The sequence below is a fragment of the Proteocatella sphenisci DSM 23131 genome (assembly GCF_000423525.1).
In the GTDB taxonomy this organism is placed as follows: Bacteria; Bacillota; Clostridia; order Peptostreptococcales; family Filifactoraceae; genus Proteocatella; species Proteocatella sphenisci.
In genome coordinates this window covers 98,797-117,029 of the sequence record NZ_AUID01000007.1, presented here as the reverse complement: position 1 = coordinate 117,029, position 18,233 = coordinate 98,797, and the positions used below count along the sequence as shown (strand labels likewise).

Sequence of the window (18,233 nt, the reverse complement as noted above, 5' to 3'; positions counted from 1 at the left end):
GTATAGCTGATGCCAGTTGGAGTAGATTCAAATCAATGATTGAATATAAAGCAAAATGGTATGGCAGGACAGTAGTTTCTGTACCACGAAATTTTGCAAGTTCACAGATATGTTCAGGTTGTGGCTATAAAAACTCGCTTGTCAAAGACCTGAAAATCAGAGAATGGACTTGTCCAATCTGCAGAGAGAACCATCAACGTGATAAAAATGCAGCTGTTAATATTTTGAATAAAGGACTGCAGCAGTTGCTAACTTAGTAATCTGCTTAGTTGTCATACAAAACAACCGCAGGAACTGTGGAGATAGCTTGGTACATTAGCGAATATTGGTTTGCCCTACCCAAGAATCCCCTACCTCTATAGGTTGAGGGAGCGTTCAATTCAGACCTTTGACACCTACACAATACTATAATGAAGGTTATAAGCATTCATCTATTCGTTATTGGTGTGATAAGGATGCGAATGTGCCTGTCCCTGTTTTTCTTGTTTTTGATTTAGAAAAATTGCTAAAGATGCCTGAGACGAGATTTTCAGAAGTGGCACAGTCGGGTTATGGAGATCTGCTTTCAAGTGGAATTGAGGAGTTCGGTAAATTGGATTTTGACAAGATATATAGTAGAGGCTACTCAGCTGATCCAGACATAAAGAAATACAGGCATGCGGAGTTATTGTATCCGAATGCATTTAATATGGATGAAGATAATTGTATAAGAGCCGTGCTGTGCCGAAACAATGCAGAAAGGACAACTCTTCTAAATTTGCTCAAGGACATTAATACAAAGAACTACTATAAATATAAGTCAATGATTAAAGTATATAAAGAAGATGTATTTGAAAATAATGGATTATTTGTCACTGAGTGCAGATACTATGATGGAGATGTGATCATATCTTTTTCAGATACATATTCAAAGAAAAAATACAAAGATAAGCAAATGATGAAAAATGGAGTTAATGATTTGGCGCCCATAGATGCAAAAATAGAGTTTGATTGGGAAAATTCGAAAGGACTGATTCATCATCTTGAAATGGCATTTAACTTGAATTATATAAAATCCAAATCGGTAACCTTTTGTAATTTACCTGTATTCAAGGAAGCTAGAAATATTAAAATCAAAGTTCATTTTGAGGACAAACTAATGTGTTATATCAATCAGTCTATTTCTGAGATTGAATTAATATAACTAAAAAATTAAATCACAAATAAAATGATAATTTAAAATCGTGTATCTGAAAAGGTGTATATTGAACAAAAAAATCCTAAATTATTCGCTTCTCTACATTTTTGTAGGTCTTGAATAATTTAGGATTTTTAATTATTTATTCCGTTTGTGCCTAGCCCTTTGCTGTATCAGGATTGATGCTAAGTTTAATGTAGCGCTCTAGCATGGAAGAAACCTCCGCGCGAGTTGCATTTCCTTTTGGATTAAACCTGTTGTTACTAATGCCCGTCATAATGCCTGCTTGCTGCATAGTTTTTACAGAGTACTTGTAAGCACTGATAATGATTGAGTCATCGGCATAAGTTGTAGCTGTATTAATCATTGGCAAGTTATGCTCACTTGCCTTTGCATAGTTTGCAAAAATTACAGCAATTTCTTCACGGGTAATTGCTCTGTCAGGTGCAAATTTATTGTTACCGATGCCCTGAATTATGCCCTTGCTGTACGCCCACTCAATATACGGACTATATGGGCTGTTTGATTTTACATCTGTAAAGCTGCTGATAGTGTAGGCTTTGGTGTCCACTTCTGATAGTCTGCCAAGTGCTGTTACCAGCATGCCTCGCGTCATAGCTAAACTCGGTGAAAAGGTTGTATCAGAGGTTCCAGAAAGAAGTCCTCTTCCTACCACATAATCAATAGATTCCCTTGCCCAATGGCTTCCTATATCTGTGAATTTTGCTGTTGGTGAACTATAACCGACACCATAGCTTGAGAAATGCCTGGTTGTGAAAATAACATAGCCGCTGTTTGCATCATAGGCAGAGCCTGCAATGCGGGTGGCATTGCCCTTTGCGTCTACATAGACTGCATATAGGCCACCGACTGCTTCGTTCTTGACAGGCGTATATGGAATAGATACTGTTGCAATTCCATCTCCAAAGTTTGATACGTTCTTTTGGATTCCATAAGCAATGGTGATGTCATACACTGGTCTTTTGCCAATCATCTTTTTCGCTGCATCAGAAAGATTTGTTTTAGGTGCAATGGCAATACTTATATTGCCTGAGCTCTGCTTTTGGATTTCAGTAAGGGCCTCTTTGTCGAAGCTTACGGTAACAAGAGAGCTCTTGATTTCAAGATTGCTTACTCCTGAGCTTACAAGGCTATCTAAAGAACTGCGTGTAAGGACGGCTGCTAATGAAGATGATCCCTTTGGCATTATTACGTTAAGTGAAAGGGTGATGTCGTTTGCTGTCTTGCCCTGTGCTTTTGCATCCGCCTGTGCTTTGGCAATGGCATCCGTTACCGCTTTTTCTGGAATAGGTGCATTTGCTACTCCATTCGTCCCTGAGCTTGCTGTAATGGTAGTTGTTGATGTTGAACTTCCAGTAGGAGAAGAGCTGCCACTGGAGTAATCACCGCCGCCAGAAGATGAGCCGCCAGAAGATGGAGTGCTGACAATTAGCGTGCCGTTTACAACATTGCTGATTGTGTAATTGTTTGCTGCATCAGTCGTCAGAATAGGATCTGTCACAGTTATCGTATAGTTGCCTGCTGTTTTGCCATCGGCCACAGTTGTCGCGCTTGCAGGGGTCATAAAAATGCTACTCTCCGAGTCTCCCGTCGTAATGCCTGTATAGCTGATCGTGAAACTTGGGAGAGCTGAGCCCATCATCATGTTTTTATTGTCGGCTATTACGCTTATACTTGCCTTGGTTATGGTAAAGGTCACAGTTTTAGTGCCAATATAGTTATCGTTTTCACCAGTAATAACAACCTGATAGCTTCCAGCGTCCTTTGGAGTGGCATGGGGACTTAAATCTTCCCAAGTTGGAATACTGGTGGAGCCAGTGTTTTTCTGCCACTGATAGTTGTATTTTAGAGCGGAAGTTGAGGATGTTGGAGTCACGCTGACTGCTGAGCCATCGTAAACTTTGTCTGCTATGAAAGCAGTTATTGCCGCTTGTTCCTTATCAATGGAGTTGAAGGTCAGTGTAGCGGTGACATTTTCATAGTTATCGCTGGAAATTATTACTCTGCAAGTTGCAGACTGAGGAACTACAGTGGGTGAGATGGTATACTCGTTGCCACTAATAGTCAAAATATTCCCAGAGTCTTCCGTTTCGGTTACGCTTACGATATTTACGTTCCTGAAGCCTGAGGGCAACGTGAAGTCAGAAGGTGTTACCGTGCCAATGGTGGTTTTATTAACCACGGCGCTGATGTTGGAGCTTATAGCCGTGTCGTATGCTCCCTTGGTGATGGCAGCACCGGTAAAGGTATAGTTGCTGCTGGCGAGCTCATAGTTGCCTGCCTGTGAGCCATACGTCGTTAGAGTCAGATTTACGGTTTTTCCTGTTCCAAATTCCACATCGTCTGCTGCATACATGCCTGGAGTTGCAGCAACAAAAATATCGTCGCTATCAATTTTTCCGCTGAATACTAACATGCCAGTTAAGCTTCCAGCGCTTGAGCTTCCATCGTAAGGCTTGGTGAGCGAAACCGTACCATCACCGGTTATGGTAATCTGCGCAGGGCTAATGTTAACGGTGACGCCGCTTATGTCAGATAGGGTATAGTTTGCTGCAGAGCTGCCAGACAGCACGGGCTTTGTGATTGTGACCATCTTACCGATGCCTGCGTCCGCATCAGTGATTATACCGCTGGAAGGCATGGTAGCGCTTACACTGTCGCTTCCGACCTTTCCGTCCAGTGTGCCAACGGTTAAATCCACGGCAATTGTTCCGTCATAGAGACGGTTTGTAGCTGTAAGATCGGTAATATTTAACTGCTTAGGCGCAATTGTAAAGTTGATTTCATCGCTTACGCCGGTGTAGTTTGTGTTACTGTCCAAAACAGAAAGGACCAGTTTGTAGGAGCCGGCATTGGTAGGTGCAGTGGTGCTGGCATCATAGCTTGTACCAGCGCTACCGGTATAGGTATAAATTAGTGGACCACATTCGCTTGTCATGTCTTTTACGCCCGCATTGCAGGTTGCAGTACCTGTAGGAATAACGGCGTTGCCATTATATGCGCGGTCCGTTACACTGACCCCAGTAATTGTAGTGTCAGCTTTGTTTACGGTGATTCCGCCTACGATGCAGGTCTTTGTAATGCCGCCCTCGGTGTAGGAGAGTTCAATGGAGGTCTGACCAACAGACAGCGCATCGTAGGTAACGAAATTAGTTACGACCATGCTACTGCCGCCAAATTGTTGTGCAGTAACCGTCAATCCAGTTGTATCGAAGCTATCGCCGTAGACATAAGCGGTCTTGCTCGGCATAGTTGAGCCAATCGAAATTTGGGTCAGTCTGTCCGCTGTAATATTAAGAGAGACTATGCCGTCGGCCATCTCATAATTGTCAGTATCACTAGGTGTAAAAAACCAACTGTAGTCGGCGGTGCCAACGGTGAAGGTCGTATCTGCTGACAGCTCGAGTTTTCCATTCGTATTTCCGGTCTTGGATAGGTGAGTATTTACTATATTAAGTGCGGTTGTTGGCAAAATTTCTGATGAACTGTTGAATGATACCGTTCCCACATCAGGTTTAGCTTTCGAAGGGATGAAGGTATAGTTTGCTGTTATATCTTCATAGTCGGCACCGCCGGATTTGGTGGCAATAATGGTCACAGAGCTAGAGCTTGCGGCAATAATCTTGACATTACCTGAGCTATTCACGGTAGCAGCATCACCACCAGAGGTGACCTCCCATGTTACGTCTCCGCCTCCAGTGCCCCCGCTAGTGCCTAACGAAAAATTGTCGCTATAGCTTGTAGAATTGGGTTTGCCTGTAATAATAAGCTTAGCCTGGTCAGGCTTATTAATCTTATAGCTTAGGGCAGGGCTCTTAGCACTATTATAGCTTACACCATTGCCGGTGACTGAAGGAGTATAGATGGCTGTAATGCTATGGTTTCCGCCACTGACATTTGTCCAATCATAGAATACACCGTATGATGTTATAGCAATATTGCTGGCAATGGTGACCTCGCCATCCTTGATGGTCAAGGTGCCGGGAAGTATTTCGTTAGAGGCACTTGACAAGGCAATAAATAGTTTGACCGTACTGCCTTGAAGGGCGCCACTTTCCGGCGTGGGAAACACGGTTACTGTGGGTGTTATTTTTGTGATTGTAAAGGTCATTGTAGCATTAATAGTATAGCGTCCGCCTGCTACATCGGTTATTAAAACGCTAGCAGTACCCGCATTGAGGTTGTTACTGTAACTAACCGTGTACTCACTTGGATCAACAATGGTGCTTCCATCCTTAACGGTAATGGCAGGCTCCTGCGCATTACCTGTGTATGCGAAGCTGGTGCCTGCTATCTCGATGGTCGTGTCCGGTTCGGAGATGACCATGGCATTGCTGGTGGCTTTGGCGGCACTGATGGTCGCCGTTGCTTCGACAGAGGCTACGATATAGTAAGTGCCCGCATTTATGGGGGAACTTGACAGCTTGTTAGCCTCATCAGTACTGTCCTTGTACCATGTAAAAGTTATATTTTCATAAGAAGTGTTTTCCAGAGTAAGCTGGACTTCTGTGGGATTTGCAAGTGCAGTTCCGTCCCAAATTTTGCCTGGAGTGTAACTCTTAAAGCTGATGCGAGCAGGGGTCAGGTTGGTGTATGTTCCACTGGTTGCATGTACCGTCTCACCACTAAATTGTGGGTAGGTGTCCGCTGTTCCGACATCAACGTTCTGATACCAGACCTGCGTTCCATCTTCAACGCTGTTGTTCAAAAAATAGCAGACTTCACCACTGGTAAATTCTGCCCTAGTCTTGCCAGTCGCCGAGGTAGTACCTGAATAAAGGTGTCCAATTCCTTCTGAAACAGAAGAACGGGAAGAATCGAAATAGCAGTTGCTGATTGTGCTTTCACTATTCGCACCTACCACGGCGCCACACCAAGTATTGTTGCTCACAACTCCGTAATTGTAGCAACTCGTTATGCTTGAGTTTTTGTAACTGTCGCCACAGATACCGCCAGCTCTTTGATCTGCGCTGACCGTTCCAGAATTCCAGCAGTTTGAAATCGTTCCCTGATAATTATAACCAGAAATACCGCCGCAATAACTTGCACTCCCCGTCGAAATTGTTGTGGTAACAGAACCTGTATTTACACTCTTTTCGATTGTTGATGTAGAATTACTGCCGCAAATACCGCCCACATATTGATAACCAGAAACGACGGCACCGTTTGTGCAGTTGGAAATTGTGGTACCACCGCTGCTAGACCCACCGATACCTCCTACATAAATTGATCCATATACATATGAATCCGCCAGTTTCAAATTTTTAATCGTTGCGCCTACGCACCTTCCAAAGAATCCTATATAATATTTATCTCCTTCGTTGATGTACAGACCGCTGATGGTATGATTTCCGCCGTCAAAGGTGCCTATGTATTCAGTGACGCCCGAAGTGTACTTACTATTCCCGCTAATTGGCAACCATTCCGTCAGACTGCTTGTATCGGACACCAGCGAACCATCTTCAAGCACTTTTGCATTGTCTGTAATGTCCTTCATTAGAGTAGCACAGGCCGCCGTATTTTTCGCTGTTCCATCCGTCAGCGTGCCGTTGACAACTCCAGCAAACCAGTATAATTCCGCTATTGTTGTAATTTGGTATGGGGTACCAGCAGTGCCGTCACCCATTGCCGGTTTGCTGCTTCCTGATCCTGCTGTCAGAAGCATTGCCGAATACACGGTGAAATGCTCCGCCTCTGCTTCGAGTGTCCCTGTTTCCTGATCCACGGTGGTATCCAGTCCCTTCGCTTCGTTCAAGCTATCATCCATGTGAAAGACCTTTAGCTCCTGCTTTGCTGGACTGTATTCTTTTAGCATAGGTAACTGCGCAAAAGAAACCCTAACTTCGCCCTTGCTGGTGTCGGGCTGAAGCTCGTTGCCATCCGCGTCTGTGATGGTGATGTCAAAAGAAACCAGTTCTTCTGCGGTTTTAGCCGTATCCTCTGCTTTGATTTCTTTGCTGACAGCATCCTCAATTTTTGCCTTGTCTTGGGCACTTGTGACCTTTTCTACATGAAGGAAGGAGCCCACTGGGAAAACATCCTTTTCTGCCTTGACTGTGATTTGGATTCCGTCTATGGTCTTGCTCTCGTTGAATGCCCATTTGCCGATGTCTATAATTTCTACCTGAATCTGGGGCAGGCTTACGCTATCTTCAAGGATATAAGTCTCTGGGAGAACTGGCTCATAGAGAAATGTTGCTCCTGCACTCGCTGAATCAAAGCTATCCAAAGTGCTAAGCTCTTCATTAATTTTCCATGTGATTCCTGTCAACGCCTGCTCGGTATCTGCACTGTATAAATTCACACTGGTTACAGAGCCAGTGGTAATTTCGGTTAGAGCTACCGGGACATTGTCCAATGCCACTGTAGAGTCACTGTATGTAGCTGTGTTATTACCTGCGCTTCCCGATGCGTCTAATGAATAGACGCCGAGTGTTACGCTGAGCGTATCTGGCAGCATGATTTCCGATTCCTGAGTACCAACAGCAAGCTGCTGACTGGCAATCTTACTGGACAGCTCTGCAAAAGCAGTTATGCTTTTTGTATCCTGTGAATAGTCAGAAACGCCATATCCTGTGACTGGGTTTAGCATCAGCACGGCGAGCGTTGCTGCCAGTAGTCGCTTTATCATTTGTTTTGTTTTCATAATCTCCTCCATTTTCTATGCCCTTCTTTTTGAAGTGCTATTACCTTGTGATAAATTCTGTTGTTGCAAGCGGCCCGTTAGCGAAAAATGTTACGCCAAGCCGTTTTGCTTCCGGCTCAAACTCTCTTCTGTCGCACAGCCAAAGTATGGGAAGCGCAATGTTCTGTGTTCGCAGATAATCACAGGCTTTAAGACCCTCGGCTCCGGGATAACCGACAACAGCAAGTGATACCAGCCAACCATCTCTTAGAAAATACGCCAGCTTTACATCGCCGCGCTGCTCCGGATCGTCAAAAAAACTTAGAAAACTGTATTCTCCGCGCTGTTCCAGTGCAGCGGCAAGTGCTTGGTCTATCCCGCACAGTGCGATTGTCTTAGTCATTTTTTGTTTTCCTCTCCTTTTCCAAAAAGCATCAGACATCCTGCCACTGCTTCGCTCAACTTAATATCAGATACTGGTTTACACAAAAATCTGCTTACACGGTACTGATAGCCGAACAGGCTGTAATCCTCATCAGAAATCCACAAAATGGGCACTTCAGGTGCTTTTTCCCAAAGCTGACGCACTGTTTCCAGACCTGTTACACCATTTAACGCAACAATTAGCAGTGAAAATGTTTTTAATTCCAGTATCCTAAGAAGTGCTTGGACGTTATTACAATTTGTAATTTCAAGTTTTTGGGGCAAAGCGGCCACCAGCAGACGGCTTGCCCAGACATCCTCTTCCAAAAACGCCGTACACAATCCAACATTCACGTGACCGCCTCCTTTCCTCAGTTTGATAGTTTGTTTTAACATAACATTTCGTAAATTGATCTTCAATACTTTCTGAACAAGCGGTCGAAAATCTGAACAAGCGGTCAAAAAAATTGCAAAATATGTGATATACTATTTAATGGATAGTTATATGTAAGGGAGGATTTTTAAATGAATGTTGCAATAGTAGATGATATGGCTTCTGAGTGTGACATACTCTTTGGCCTTTTGAAAAAATATGAAACTGATCACAAGCAAACAATACAAATAAAAGTTTTTCGCAGTGGCAGGGAACTGCTTAGCGATTATATACCGGGAAGCTATGATGTTATTTTTATGGATATTTTCCTCAACAAGGAAAATGGTGTGGATTGCGCGATCAGGCTGCGTCAGCTTGATGAGAATGTAAATCTCATTTTTCTTACCACCAGCTCGGAATTCGGGGTAAAAAGTTATGATGCCAGGGCGGCGGATTACATAGTAAAACCAGCCACGCTGGAAAGGATATCGAGGGCGCTCCAATATTGCAAGATTGCGCAGTTACAGAGCGAGCCTACGGTCACGGTTACTACAAGGAATCAGCCACTTGAAATTTCCCTGAAATTTATTCTTTATGCTGACTACCAGAACCGCTCCAGCTGTATTCATTTAAAGGATTGTATTGTTCCGGTATTTGGAAGTTTTGCGGAGATTTCCGGCCAACTTACAGCCTATCCACAGTTCATGTCATGTTTTAAGGGAATTGTGGTAAATTTAATGGAGGTAGGAGAGCTTTTTGGCGATCATCTAATTTTGAAAAATGGAGAAAAACTACCAGTTAGCAGGCGCCTGCATAGGCAGGTACAGAGGCAGCGCCTGAGTCTAGCTGCAGGTTCGCTAAGGGGGGAGGGAATATGAAAATTATACTTACATTGATTTTAACTGTCCTTCTTCTTGGGATGGCACCTGCGCCATGTGTATTTGCAGCAGAAGAATCGGCCTTCCCTGTTTTCGCACAAGTAACTACTCCAGCGGTTGCTGTAACTACTCCAGCGGTTGCTGTAACGACTCCAACAGTTGCAGTAACGACTGAGAAAATAATCCTGAGCAGCTTTGATGAACCCAAACAGACAGACGCTGTTGCATTTGCCGTCGGAACTTCTCAAGATGAAATTATCGACTGGTTTTCCTCTTCTGTTATGGGTTTTTCCGGCTATGACGTGGATGGAAATTATTATGACATGAGTTCCGGAAAATGGAATGTAGATGCGGTGGAGACGGCTGCAGCTGGCATATATTATGCATTTACATCACCCGATCTTGGAAGGGAATATACTCTGGCAGAAGACCTTTCTCTGCCCCGCCAACTTTGCGCGGTTTCTATTCAGGCACTTGGTGAACCAGACATAAACTGCTTTGTATCCGGTCGTGGCTTTGTGCATTTTCCATGGGTACTTTCTGCCGAGCAGGAGGAAGGGCTGGATGAATTTTCTGTGTGGTTGCGGCAGGATGGGGGAGAATGGACAAGTTTAAATGATGGTTTTTTACTTATATCAGATGGGCTCCAGATTTCTCAGCGAGTTTTTACATATGGAAGCACTTATGAGCTTAAGGTAAAGTATCCCGGTGGTCAGACTGGCATTTTGACCTTTAAATATGATGGAGAACTTAGTATTATTAATTATTTAAGTGGTGACAGGGATGGAGGTGACGTAAACGGAACGGTTTCAGGAACAGGCACTCAACCTGCTCCAACCACTCCTCAGGCACCGGATAATCCAAATGGGGATAATAATCAGAAAGGCGATAACTATATGCCCGCTCCGAGCCATTCATCCTCAGAAACAGAGGATACTTCGCATACAGAGGATAATTCGCAGATAGAGGATATCTATAAAGACTATGGGATAAACAGTAATAATAATAATTTACAGATTCAAGTTTCTGTTATAGAAAAACCAGCCACCGAGGACCTTGATGTGGTCGCCGAATCAGCTTTACCTGTGCCTTCCAATACCTTATTTTCAAGTGAAGAGAAAAGCACTTCATCTGCGCAAAAAAATGATAAAATACCCCAGCAGAAGCATAAGGCTCAAGCATTGACAGACCAGATGCCGGATTATAAGAATACGCTCTTTGAGAAAAGTCCCATATTGGATGAATCCTTTCCTGTCATAGAATCCTATTCTCCAGCCCAGACGGTCATTTCAGGTAGACGCCTAAAGGATCTGTGCAAAGAGGGAGAAAGTGTCGTATTTGGGTCCGGTGATTTAACTGTGAGCATCCCAAGCGAGCTGCTTTTAGGACTAAATCTTTCGGAGTCAGATACTTTGACGGTTAGGTTGACCCAGAAGGAAGGCAATCAGATTATACTTACAGTAGGAGTTTCTGACAAATCGCTTATGCTACTTTCGGGAACGGTATTACGGCTTCGATATATTCCGCAGTCGGAAAATGCGGATATAACCATTAGAAACGATTCTGGTGAAGAGATTACAGATATTTCCTATGATGGAGAGCTTCTACGCTTTGCGGCAGATACATCAGGAACTTATACAATTACAGAGCAATTAAGAACACAAGAGATGCAAAAAAGTATGTCGCCCTTGCTGCTTACATCATGGGGATTGATTTTAGCTGTGGGAGGTATCAGATTTTTCAGGAGGAAGTATAATGGATAAAAAACCTTTCGTAATACGGAAGTTTCTGGCACTACTTCTTATGGTTGCCCTTTCATCCGCTATGTTTCTCGTATTATACAACTTTGACAACAAGTACACAAAAACAGCGCACCAAGCCATTAACGGTGCGCTGTATGTTTCGGAAGCAGACTGGACGGACAACCCTGTTCGATATCTGCGCGATGGATGGCGCTACTATTCGGATCGTTTGCTGACACCGGAAACCTTAAAGAAAGAGAGTGACAATTATCAGTACATATCCATTGGAGAAGAGTCCAATTTTGCCATGGGAGACTCACGCCGCTCCCCTCATGGCAGCGTCAGCTATGCCTTAACCCTTTATCTGCCTGAGGAGGTGCATTCCTATGCTATTGAGTTACCGGAAATATATTCTGCCTACCGGTTTTATATTAATGATAAGCTGAAGCTACAAATGGGGGAACCAGACGCAGACGATTATAAAGATCAGACCCAATGTCGTGTCATTACCTTTGAGGCCTCCGGTAAGATTACGCTTTTACTGGCGGTAAGTAACCAATCTTGGGTATACAGTGGTCTTGTTTATCCGCCTGCCTTTGGCGAATCGCTGAATATCTATACAATTCGGGGATTGCGGTTTGGAGTTTGCCTTATTCTGGTCACGGTGACACTGATGCTTGCTATTTTCAGCTTTTATATTGCCATTCGCACACGCAGGGGAAATAATATATGGCTCTTTTTCCTTTTATGCCTTTTGAACGCAGTGTTTACCTCCTACAGAGTTGTGCATGGTATCCTGCCGCTGCCTGTTCAGCCTTGGTATTGGATTGAACTGGTCAGCGGGTATCTGGTAACACTTCTTGTTGTCCTTCTTCACAATCGTATCTGTGACATCAAAAGGATGGCTCGGGTTGTCAGCGGCATACTTGCAGGATCGGTCTGTGTACTGGCGTTTTTTTACGGATTATTTGCCTCTCATCTGACACTGCCTATAATGCTTGCCTTTTCCAATCTAGTTTTCGGATTCAAACTGCTTACAGCTCTTTACCTTTTGTTTACTGGCCTTGTGGCAGTGAGAAGGAATATAGACAAGGCGAGGATACTGCTCTATGCAGATATTTTGTACGCCTGCGCTTTTGTATGGGATAGATTGCTGCCTAAATACGAGCCAATCTTTAGCGGCTGGTTTCAGGAATGGGGAAGCTTTGGTCTTGTACTAGCAATTGGAGTGGTTTTGGGATATGATGTTGCCATGGGTTACCGACACAGTTTTGTCTATGCGGAGGAACATAGGCAGATGAAACGCCAGCTTAGCATCCAGGTAGAGAATTTGAGACAGATAAACGAGAAGGTGGAAGAAAGCGCCAAGCTGAGACATGATTTCCGTCATCACTTACGCACTCTTATGACACTTGCAGGAGAAGAACGCTGTGAAGAATTGGAAAACTATATCCGCGGTATCACGGAAATAAACGAAGGGACCAGGCTTGGCCGTCTGACAGATAACGTCGAGCTAGACGCACTGGTGCAGTATTACAGTAATCTGGCACATTCTTCCGGAATTCAATTTCGTGCAAGGCTTTCCGTTTCCGAAGTGCTACATTTTCCGATTGTCGATCTGTGCGGGCTTCTTGGAAACCTAATGGAAAATGCGGTGGAAGCCTGCCAGCGTCAGCAAACTGGGGATAAGACAATATTTATTGCTGGGCGGACACAGGACGGTCAGATTGAGTTTGTTGTGGACAATAGCTTTAATGGGGAACTGAAAACCAGGGGCGAAAAATATTTATCCTCTAAGCGAAACGGCTTAGGTCTTGGAATCTCCTCTGTCTTGGAAACTGTGCAACGCTATGACGGCGTAATCAATATTTATGCCGATAAAAAAGGATTCCATGCAGAGTTGTCTTTACCGCTTGAAATAGAGCAGGGAAGATTTTAAGGGAACCCGCGGGTTCCCTTTTTTTGTCACAAATATATTATGCCAGTACGCTTATTGCGGCTCCGGTTATTATTTTGTCGATAATTTTTATAAGATCGTTTTTGGGAAAGTGAAGGTCTGTGTCAAACCAGTGCTGGAGCTGACCCAGTATGCCAAAGCTTATGAAGGTAATGTAGTATTCGTAGATTTCCTTGTTGTAGTTTGGAAATTTTGCTTTTATAAACTCGGCTCCATTGTCTGATATGAGCTGCCTGAATTTGGGCATAAAGCTAATGTTGCTATTGGCTTGGAACATGCTGGAGCATATGTCTTTGTTTTCGAGCATGTAGTCGGCTATGGGGTCTAACATAGGCAGAAGCGTTTCCAGCGATGGGTTGCCGGGCATGTGTTCTCCTGTTGATTTGGGTTTGTACTTGTCGATCATATCTTGAAACTCGGTTATTATGTCGTCTTCCATTTTTTCCATGAGGTCGTAGGCGTCCTTGTAGTGAAGGTAAAAGGTGCCACGGTTGAGGTCGGCTTTATCTGTTATATCTTTTACGGTTATATCTTTGAGGTCACAGTCTCGTACCAGCTCAGAGAGTGTACGCTTTAGCAGGTCTCTTGTCTTTCTTATTCTTCTGTCTACTTTTATAGTTTTCATATTATTCCCCTTTTTTTGAATAAATGAACATAAATGATACATTTGTTTATTAGTGAACAAATGCCACCTTATTGATTATTGAAGTATAGCTATAAGAGTATTATAATATACACTGGATTGAAAATCAACACAATGTTTATTAATGGAGGCTGAGATGAAATTAAAGGGTATAGATAAAATTGTTCATTTTATAGTATACAAGGGCACAAAGATAGAAAAGGCGTTCATTGCCATGTTTCTTATCTTTGCCATATGTTTTCCTTTTGTAGGGGTAAATTATGATTTGAGTGAATACTTGCCTGACACAGCGCCTTCAAGAGAAGCCCTGGATGTCATGGAGAAGGAGTTTGGTTATCCGGGTATGGCAAGGATAATGCTTGAAGACGTGACTCTTTATGAGGCAAGGAGAATCAGAGACCAGATTTCTTCGGTAGAAGGAGTGGACATGGTGACGGGAGCTGATACGGCTACTGATGTTTATATGGCCTATCCTTTTGCGACAGAGCCAGATGCCCTGGATGATTACTACAAGGATGGAAAAGTGCTTATGGATGTAGTTTTTGAAGAGGGAAGCTCTGAAAAATCTACTCATGAGGCTCTGGATCACATATATGAGATAGTGGGGGATGAGGGATATTTTTCAGGGTCTGCTGTAAGTAACAAGTCAAGGCAGGAGACTATAGTAAAAGAAGTTGCCATGGCTATGGTAATTGCCCTGATTATAATATTTTCTATACTTGCCTTTACTACTACATCCTGGTTTGAGCCTGTGCTCTTTATTGGGGTCATGGGAGTTGCCATTATAATCAACATGGGAAGCAATATAGTTTTTGGAAGGATATCATTTTTTACTTTTGCAACGGCTGCCATACTTCAGTTGGCGGTATCCATGGACTATTCTATATTTTTACTTCATACTTTTACAGCCTATAAGCAAAAGGGAATGGAGATACACGATGCCCTGGAGATGGCTCTCAAGGATTCAGCCAGTCCTATTTTGGCAAGTGGAGCCACTACTATAGTAGGGTTTTTGGCTATGGCTCTCATGAAATTCAGCGTGGGTAAAGACCTTGGATTTGTCCTTGCAAAGGGTATAGTTATAAGTCTTGCAACGGTTATGTTACTTATGCCGGCCCTTATAATGAGATTTAATGAAAAGATAGAAAAATATGCACATAAGTCTTTTATGCCTCCTTTTGGTTCTTTTGCAGACAAGATGTACAGAGGAAGAAAGGTGATTATAGCGCTTTCTATTATAATTATAATTCCCTGCTACGTAGCCCAGGATATGAACGTGTTTCTTTATGGAGATGAGGCTCTAGGCGAGGGGCCAGGGACTAAGGTATATGAACAAAATCAGATAATAGATGAGGCTTTTGGAAGAAGCAACATGATTATAGCCATGGTGCCGGTGGGATCTGTTGTGAGTGAAAAAAGGCTCACTGAGGATCTGGAAAAATTTGAATTTGTAAACTACGCCAAGTCCTTGGCAGGGGAGTTGCCTTCTGGGGTTCCACAGGAATTCTTGCCGGCCAGCCTTACTGAGAAGATGAAGACGGAAAATTACTCGAGGATACTCATATCTATGAATACGGCAGAGGAGAGTAATTTTGCATTTGAGTGCAGTGAAAAGCTGGATGCCAAGATAAAAGAATACTACCCTGAAAATTCACATGTACTGGGACTTACTCCAACTACCATAGATATGAAAAATATTTTAAATGAAGACTACAGTTTCGTGAATATGCTGTCTATGCTGGGTGTAATACTGGTCGTTGCCATAAGTTTTCAGTCGGCGCTTGTACCCATGCTGGTTATAATACCTATAGAAGCGGCCATACTCCTTAATATGGCATTTCCTTATGTGACAGGAGATACGGTCCTCTTTATAGGATATATAATAGTGAGCTGCCTTCAGCTGGGGGCGACTGTGGACTACTCCATACTGGTGACCAGCAATTATCTGGGAGCAAGAAAGGAAATGCAGCCATCTGATGCGGCAAAAGCCTCTATTGAAAAGAGTGCGCTTTCGGTTCTGACTTCGGGATCTATACTGACAGTTGTGGGATATGGACTCTTTTTTATTTCTACGACCAGAGGGATAGCCCAGGTGGGAAGATTTGTCGGCAGAGGGGCCATGATGAGTATAATTTTGGTGCTTACCCTGCTTCCAGCCCTGCTGGCTCTCTTTGATAAGCATATAGCAAGGCAGCAGCAAAAAGCAAAAGATAAGCGTGAAAAAAGAAGAAGCAGAAGAATTATCATGAGTGATGGAATAAATGAAAAAAAAGCAAACAGGAAGCTAAAAAAATTACGGAGAAAAAAAGCAAAAGAAGATGAAGCGGAGGTCGATTTTGATGAAACTGCATAAAAGGATTGGAGCTATGGTAACGGCAACGGCTGTTATGACGTCGTTTATATGGGGAGGAACTGCTTATGCGGCGGCGCCAACACCTGGACATGATGAGACTATGTATGTAAACCTTAATTATTATGGGGCTATAGATGAAACGAGAATAGTAAAGAGTTACAGCGTAAACGGGGCTGAGAAGATAGTGGATTTTGGAAATTATTCCAAGGTTACCAACATGAGTAATCTTGAAAAACCACAGATGAACAATGGCAAGGTCATATTTAAGGCAGAAAAAGACCTCAAGCGATTCTACTTTGAGGGAATTCCTTATGATCAGTCACCTGTGCTGCCCTGGAAATTTGATGTTGGCTACAAACTCAACGGAGTAGAGATAAAGGCAGAAGACCTTGCTGGGAAAAGTGGACTCATAGAGATGAAGCTCAGTGCAATTCCAAACAAGAAGGCAGGATCTTATTACTCCAACAATATGCTGCTTCAGGTGGCGGCTATGGTGGATATGGACGAGGCCCTGAGCATAGAGGCTCCAGGAGCCCAGATACAGACTGTAGGAAGCAAGAAGGCGGCCATATTTATGGGGCTTCCTGGTGAAGAAAATGAATTTGTGGTAAGGATAGGCTCTGAAGATTTTGAGTTTCCTGGATTTGGAATAATGATAATCCCAGCTACGCTTTCTCAGCTGGAAGACCTAAAGGATCTAAGAGAAACCAAGGATAAGATAGAAGACTCGGCAAATGCAATGAATGCGAGTATGGATGTGGTGCTTAACACCCTTGAGAGTATGCAAGACGGCATAAAGGGGACATCTCAAGGCCTTCGTGAACTCGACACAGCCAGAGAGACTATAAGCACATCAAAGGAAAGTCTTTATGATAAGGCAGACATATCAATAGAGAATCTGGACCAGAGTGCAAGGCAGGTAGAAAAGCTTATTCCTCATCTTGAGGAGGCACAAACCCTTGCAGACAATGTAAATAATCAGCTAAATATAATGGTAGACACCACTAAGACTATAAAACCGAAACTGACAAAGCTTCAAAGAGTTTTGGAAGACCTTAATGATAATCTGGACTCACTAAGTGATATGGTAGAAGACCTGGGAGAAGTGAAATCCTCCTCATCACGCAGAAGCAGGACTCTTGTCATGGCTGTCAACAACAACATAGCAGACTATAATCAAATTGCGGCGTCTTTAAGTGAAGATGTATCAAGTATGGATGCTGCAGGAGATATTGTCGGTGGAGGAGAATCTGGTGGAGGCTCGGCGCCAGTAAGTGATCCAAAGATAGATGCCATACTTGGAGGAGTTTCTCAAGTGGGAAGTGGCCTGAGTGACATGGGAGCCATGCTTGGGGGGCTAAAGAGCGTAGCCGGAGAGTATTCAACTGATATACAAAGCGCTATGGGAAATACAAAGGCCCTTAATGCTACGGTTATTGAGGTTTCTGATATTGGAAAGAAAATGATAGACCAGATTGCAGACCTCAACAAGATTATTGATGAAAATCACCCTGCCCTTGTAGAATCACTCAAGGATTCAAAGGAGAGTATGGAGCTTGCGACAAAGAGTCTAGATGATGCTCACAGCTTTGTAAGAGAGGCAAAAGACCTTATGAAAAAAAGCGGGACTCAGCTTGATGAAGGAAGCAAGAAAAGCCTTAACAATCTTGCGGATGTTTTGGATAAATCGATAAAGGGACTCGAGCAGACAGGGGTTATAAGAAACGCTAAAAACACTGTAAAAAAACTCATTGATGATGAGTGGGAAAAATACACAGAGACTGAGAATCATCTGCTTAATATAGATACTTCGGCCCCCATGATGTCTTTTACATCCAAGCAGAACCATAGCCCTGAGAGCGTTCAGGTTATAATGAGAACTGCAGAAATAAGCAAAGACAGCCCGGACAAGGCCGTAAAAGACCTTGAGTCTGGTGCTGTCCAAGACAGAGGAACTTTTGGAAGCAGGGTAGCTGACATATTTAGAAAAATGTTAGATATAGTAACTTCTGTATTTTCATAGAGGCGCCCGCTTGCCTGT

The 18,233-nt window shown here is 43.3% G+C and carries 11 protein-coding genes; 7 read left to right on the top strand and 4 right to left on the bottom strand.

Translation table 11 applies throughout. The features are described from left to right. Both G558_RS0103735 and G558_RS0103730 read left to right on the top strand, forming a co-directional pair. On the top strand, positions 1–257 hold a 257-nt coding region (locus tag G558_RS0103735; protein ID WP_028828974.1), incomplete at its 5' end, for a zinc ribbon domain-containing protein. A gap of 131 nt (positions 258–388) precedes the next feature. Then, positions 389–1,183, top strand: a complete 795-nt coding sequence (locus G558_RS0103730; RefSeq protein ID WP_071604445.1) for a DarT ssDNA thymidine ADP-ribosyltransferase family protein — start codon at positions 389–391, stop codon at positions 1,181–1,183. Positions 1,184–1,334: 151 nt separating this feature from the next. On the opposite strand, the gene G558_RS0103725 is transcribed toward G558_RS0103730, so the two are convergent. The 3 genes from G558_RS0103725 to G558_RS0103715 are packed head-to-tail and all read right to left on the bottom strand — an operon-like array spanning position 1,335 to position 8,600. Then, entirely contained in the window at positions 1,335–7,844 is a 6,510-nt protein-coding gene (locus G558_RS0103725) for an S-layer homology domain-containing protein (protein WP_028828972.1), read from the bottom strand. 40 nt (positions 7,845–7,884) lie between these two features. Continuing rightward, the gene (locus G558_RS12295) at positions 7,885–8,226 is read right to left on the bottom strand and encodes a hypothetical protein (protein WP_051188441.1); all 342 of its coding nucleotides are present in this window, start codon (positions 8,224–8,226) and stop codon (positions 7,885–7,887) included. After that, positions 8,223–8,600, bottom strand: a complete 378-nt coding sequence (locus G558_RS0103715; RefSeq protein ID WP_028828971.1) for a response regulator — start codon at positions 8,598–8,600, stop codon at positions 8,223–8,225. The genes G558_RS12295 and G558_RS0103715 overlap by 4 nt, the downstream gene beginning before the upstream one ends. Before the next feature lie 171 nt (positions 8,601–8,771). Here G558_RS0103715 and G558_RS0103710 point away from each other — a divergent pair, with 171 nt between their 5' ends. Genes G558_RS0103710 through G558_RS0103700 form a run of 3 tightly spaced genes read left to right on the top strand, consistent with a single transcriptional unit; the run spans position 8,772 to position 13,178 of the window. Next, the gene (locus tag G558_RS0103710; RefSeq protein ID WP_028828970.1) at positions 8,772–9,497 is read left to right on the top strand and encodes a LytR/AlgR family response regulator transcription factor; all 726 of its coding nucleotides are present in this window, start codon (positions 8,772–8,774) and stop codon (positions 9,495–9,497) included. Beyond that, positions 9,494–11,260 carry a hypothetical protein gene (locus tag G558_RS12290; RefSeq protein ID WP_051188440.1) on the top strand — a complete coding sequence of 589 codons (1,767 nt, stop codon included), beginning with the start codon at positions 9,494–9,496 and terminating at the stop codon, positions 11,258–11,260. The genes G558_RS0103710 and G558_RS12290 overlap by 4 nt, the downstream gene beginning before the upstream one ends. Further along, positions 11,253–13,178 (top strand): sensor histidine kinase, encoded by a 1,926-nt coding sequence (locus tag G558_RS0103700; protein WP_028828969.1) that lies wholly within the window; start codon positions 11,253–11,255, stop codon positions 13,176–13,178. Before G558_RS12290 ends, G558_RS0103700 begins: the two co-directional genes overlap by 8 nt. A 37-nt stretch (positions 13,179–13,215) precedes the next feature. Here G558_RS0103700 and G558_RS0103695 read toward each other — a convergent pair whose 3' ends face one another. Beyond that, complete coding sequence (locus G558_RS0103695) at positions 13,216–13,821, bottom strand: TetR/AcrR family transcriptional regulator (protein WP_028828968.1); 606 nt, start codon at positions 13,819–13,821, stop codon at positions 13,216–13,218. 154 nt (positions 13,822–13,975) lie between these two features. On the opposite strand from G558_RS0103695, the gene G558_RS0103690 reads away from it, so the two are divergent. Then, complete coding sequence (locus G558_RS0103690) at positions 13,976–16,192, top strand: efflux RND transporter permease subunit (protein WP_028828967.1); 2,217 nt, start codon at positions 13,976–13,978, stop codon at positions 16,190–16,192. Then, positions 16,179–18,215 (top strand): hypothetical protein, encoded by a 2,037-nt coding sequence (locus G558_RS0103685; protein WP_028828966.1) that lies wholly within the window; start codon positions 16,179–16,181, stop codon positions 18,213–18,215. Before G558_RS0103690 ends, G558_RS0103685 begins: the two co-directional genes overlap by 14 nt. The last annotated feature ends 18 nt before the right edge of the window (positions 18,216–18,233 follow it).

Coding starts and splice junctions, on each gene's coding strand:
- G558_RS12290 (WP_051188440.1), top strand. CDS start 9,494: ATGAAAATTATACTTACATTGATTTTAACTGTCCTTCTTCTTGGGATG.
- G558_RS0103725 (WP_028828972.1), bottom strand. CDS start 7,844: ATGAAAACAAAACAAATGATAAAGCGACTACTGGCAGCAACGCTCGCC.
- G558_RS0103700 (WP_028828969.1), top strand. CDS start 11,253: ATGGATAAAAAACCTTTCGTAATACGGAAGTTTCTGGCACTACTTCTT.
- G558_RS12295 (WP_051188441.1), bottom strand. CDS start 8,226: ATGACTAAGACAATCGCACTGTGCGGGATAGACCAAGCACTTGCCGCT.
- G558_RS0103710 (WP_028828970.1), top strand. CDS start 8,772: ATGAATGTTGCAATAGTAGATGATATGGCTTCTGAGTGTGACATACTC.
- G558_RS0103690 (WP_028828967.1), top strand. CDS start 13,976: ATGAAATTAAAGGGTATAGATAAAATTGTTCATTTTATAGTATACAAG.
- G558_RS0103695 (WP_028828968.1), bottom strand. CDS start 13,821: ATGAAAACTATAAAAGTAGACAGAAGAATAAGAAAGACAAGAGACCTG.
- G558_RS0103685 (WP_028828966.1), top strand. CDS start 16,179: ATGAAACTGCATAAAAGGATTGGAGCTATGGTAACGGCAACGGCTGTT.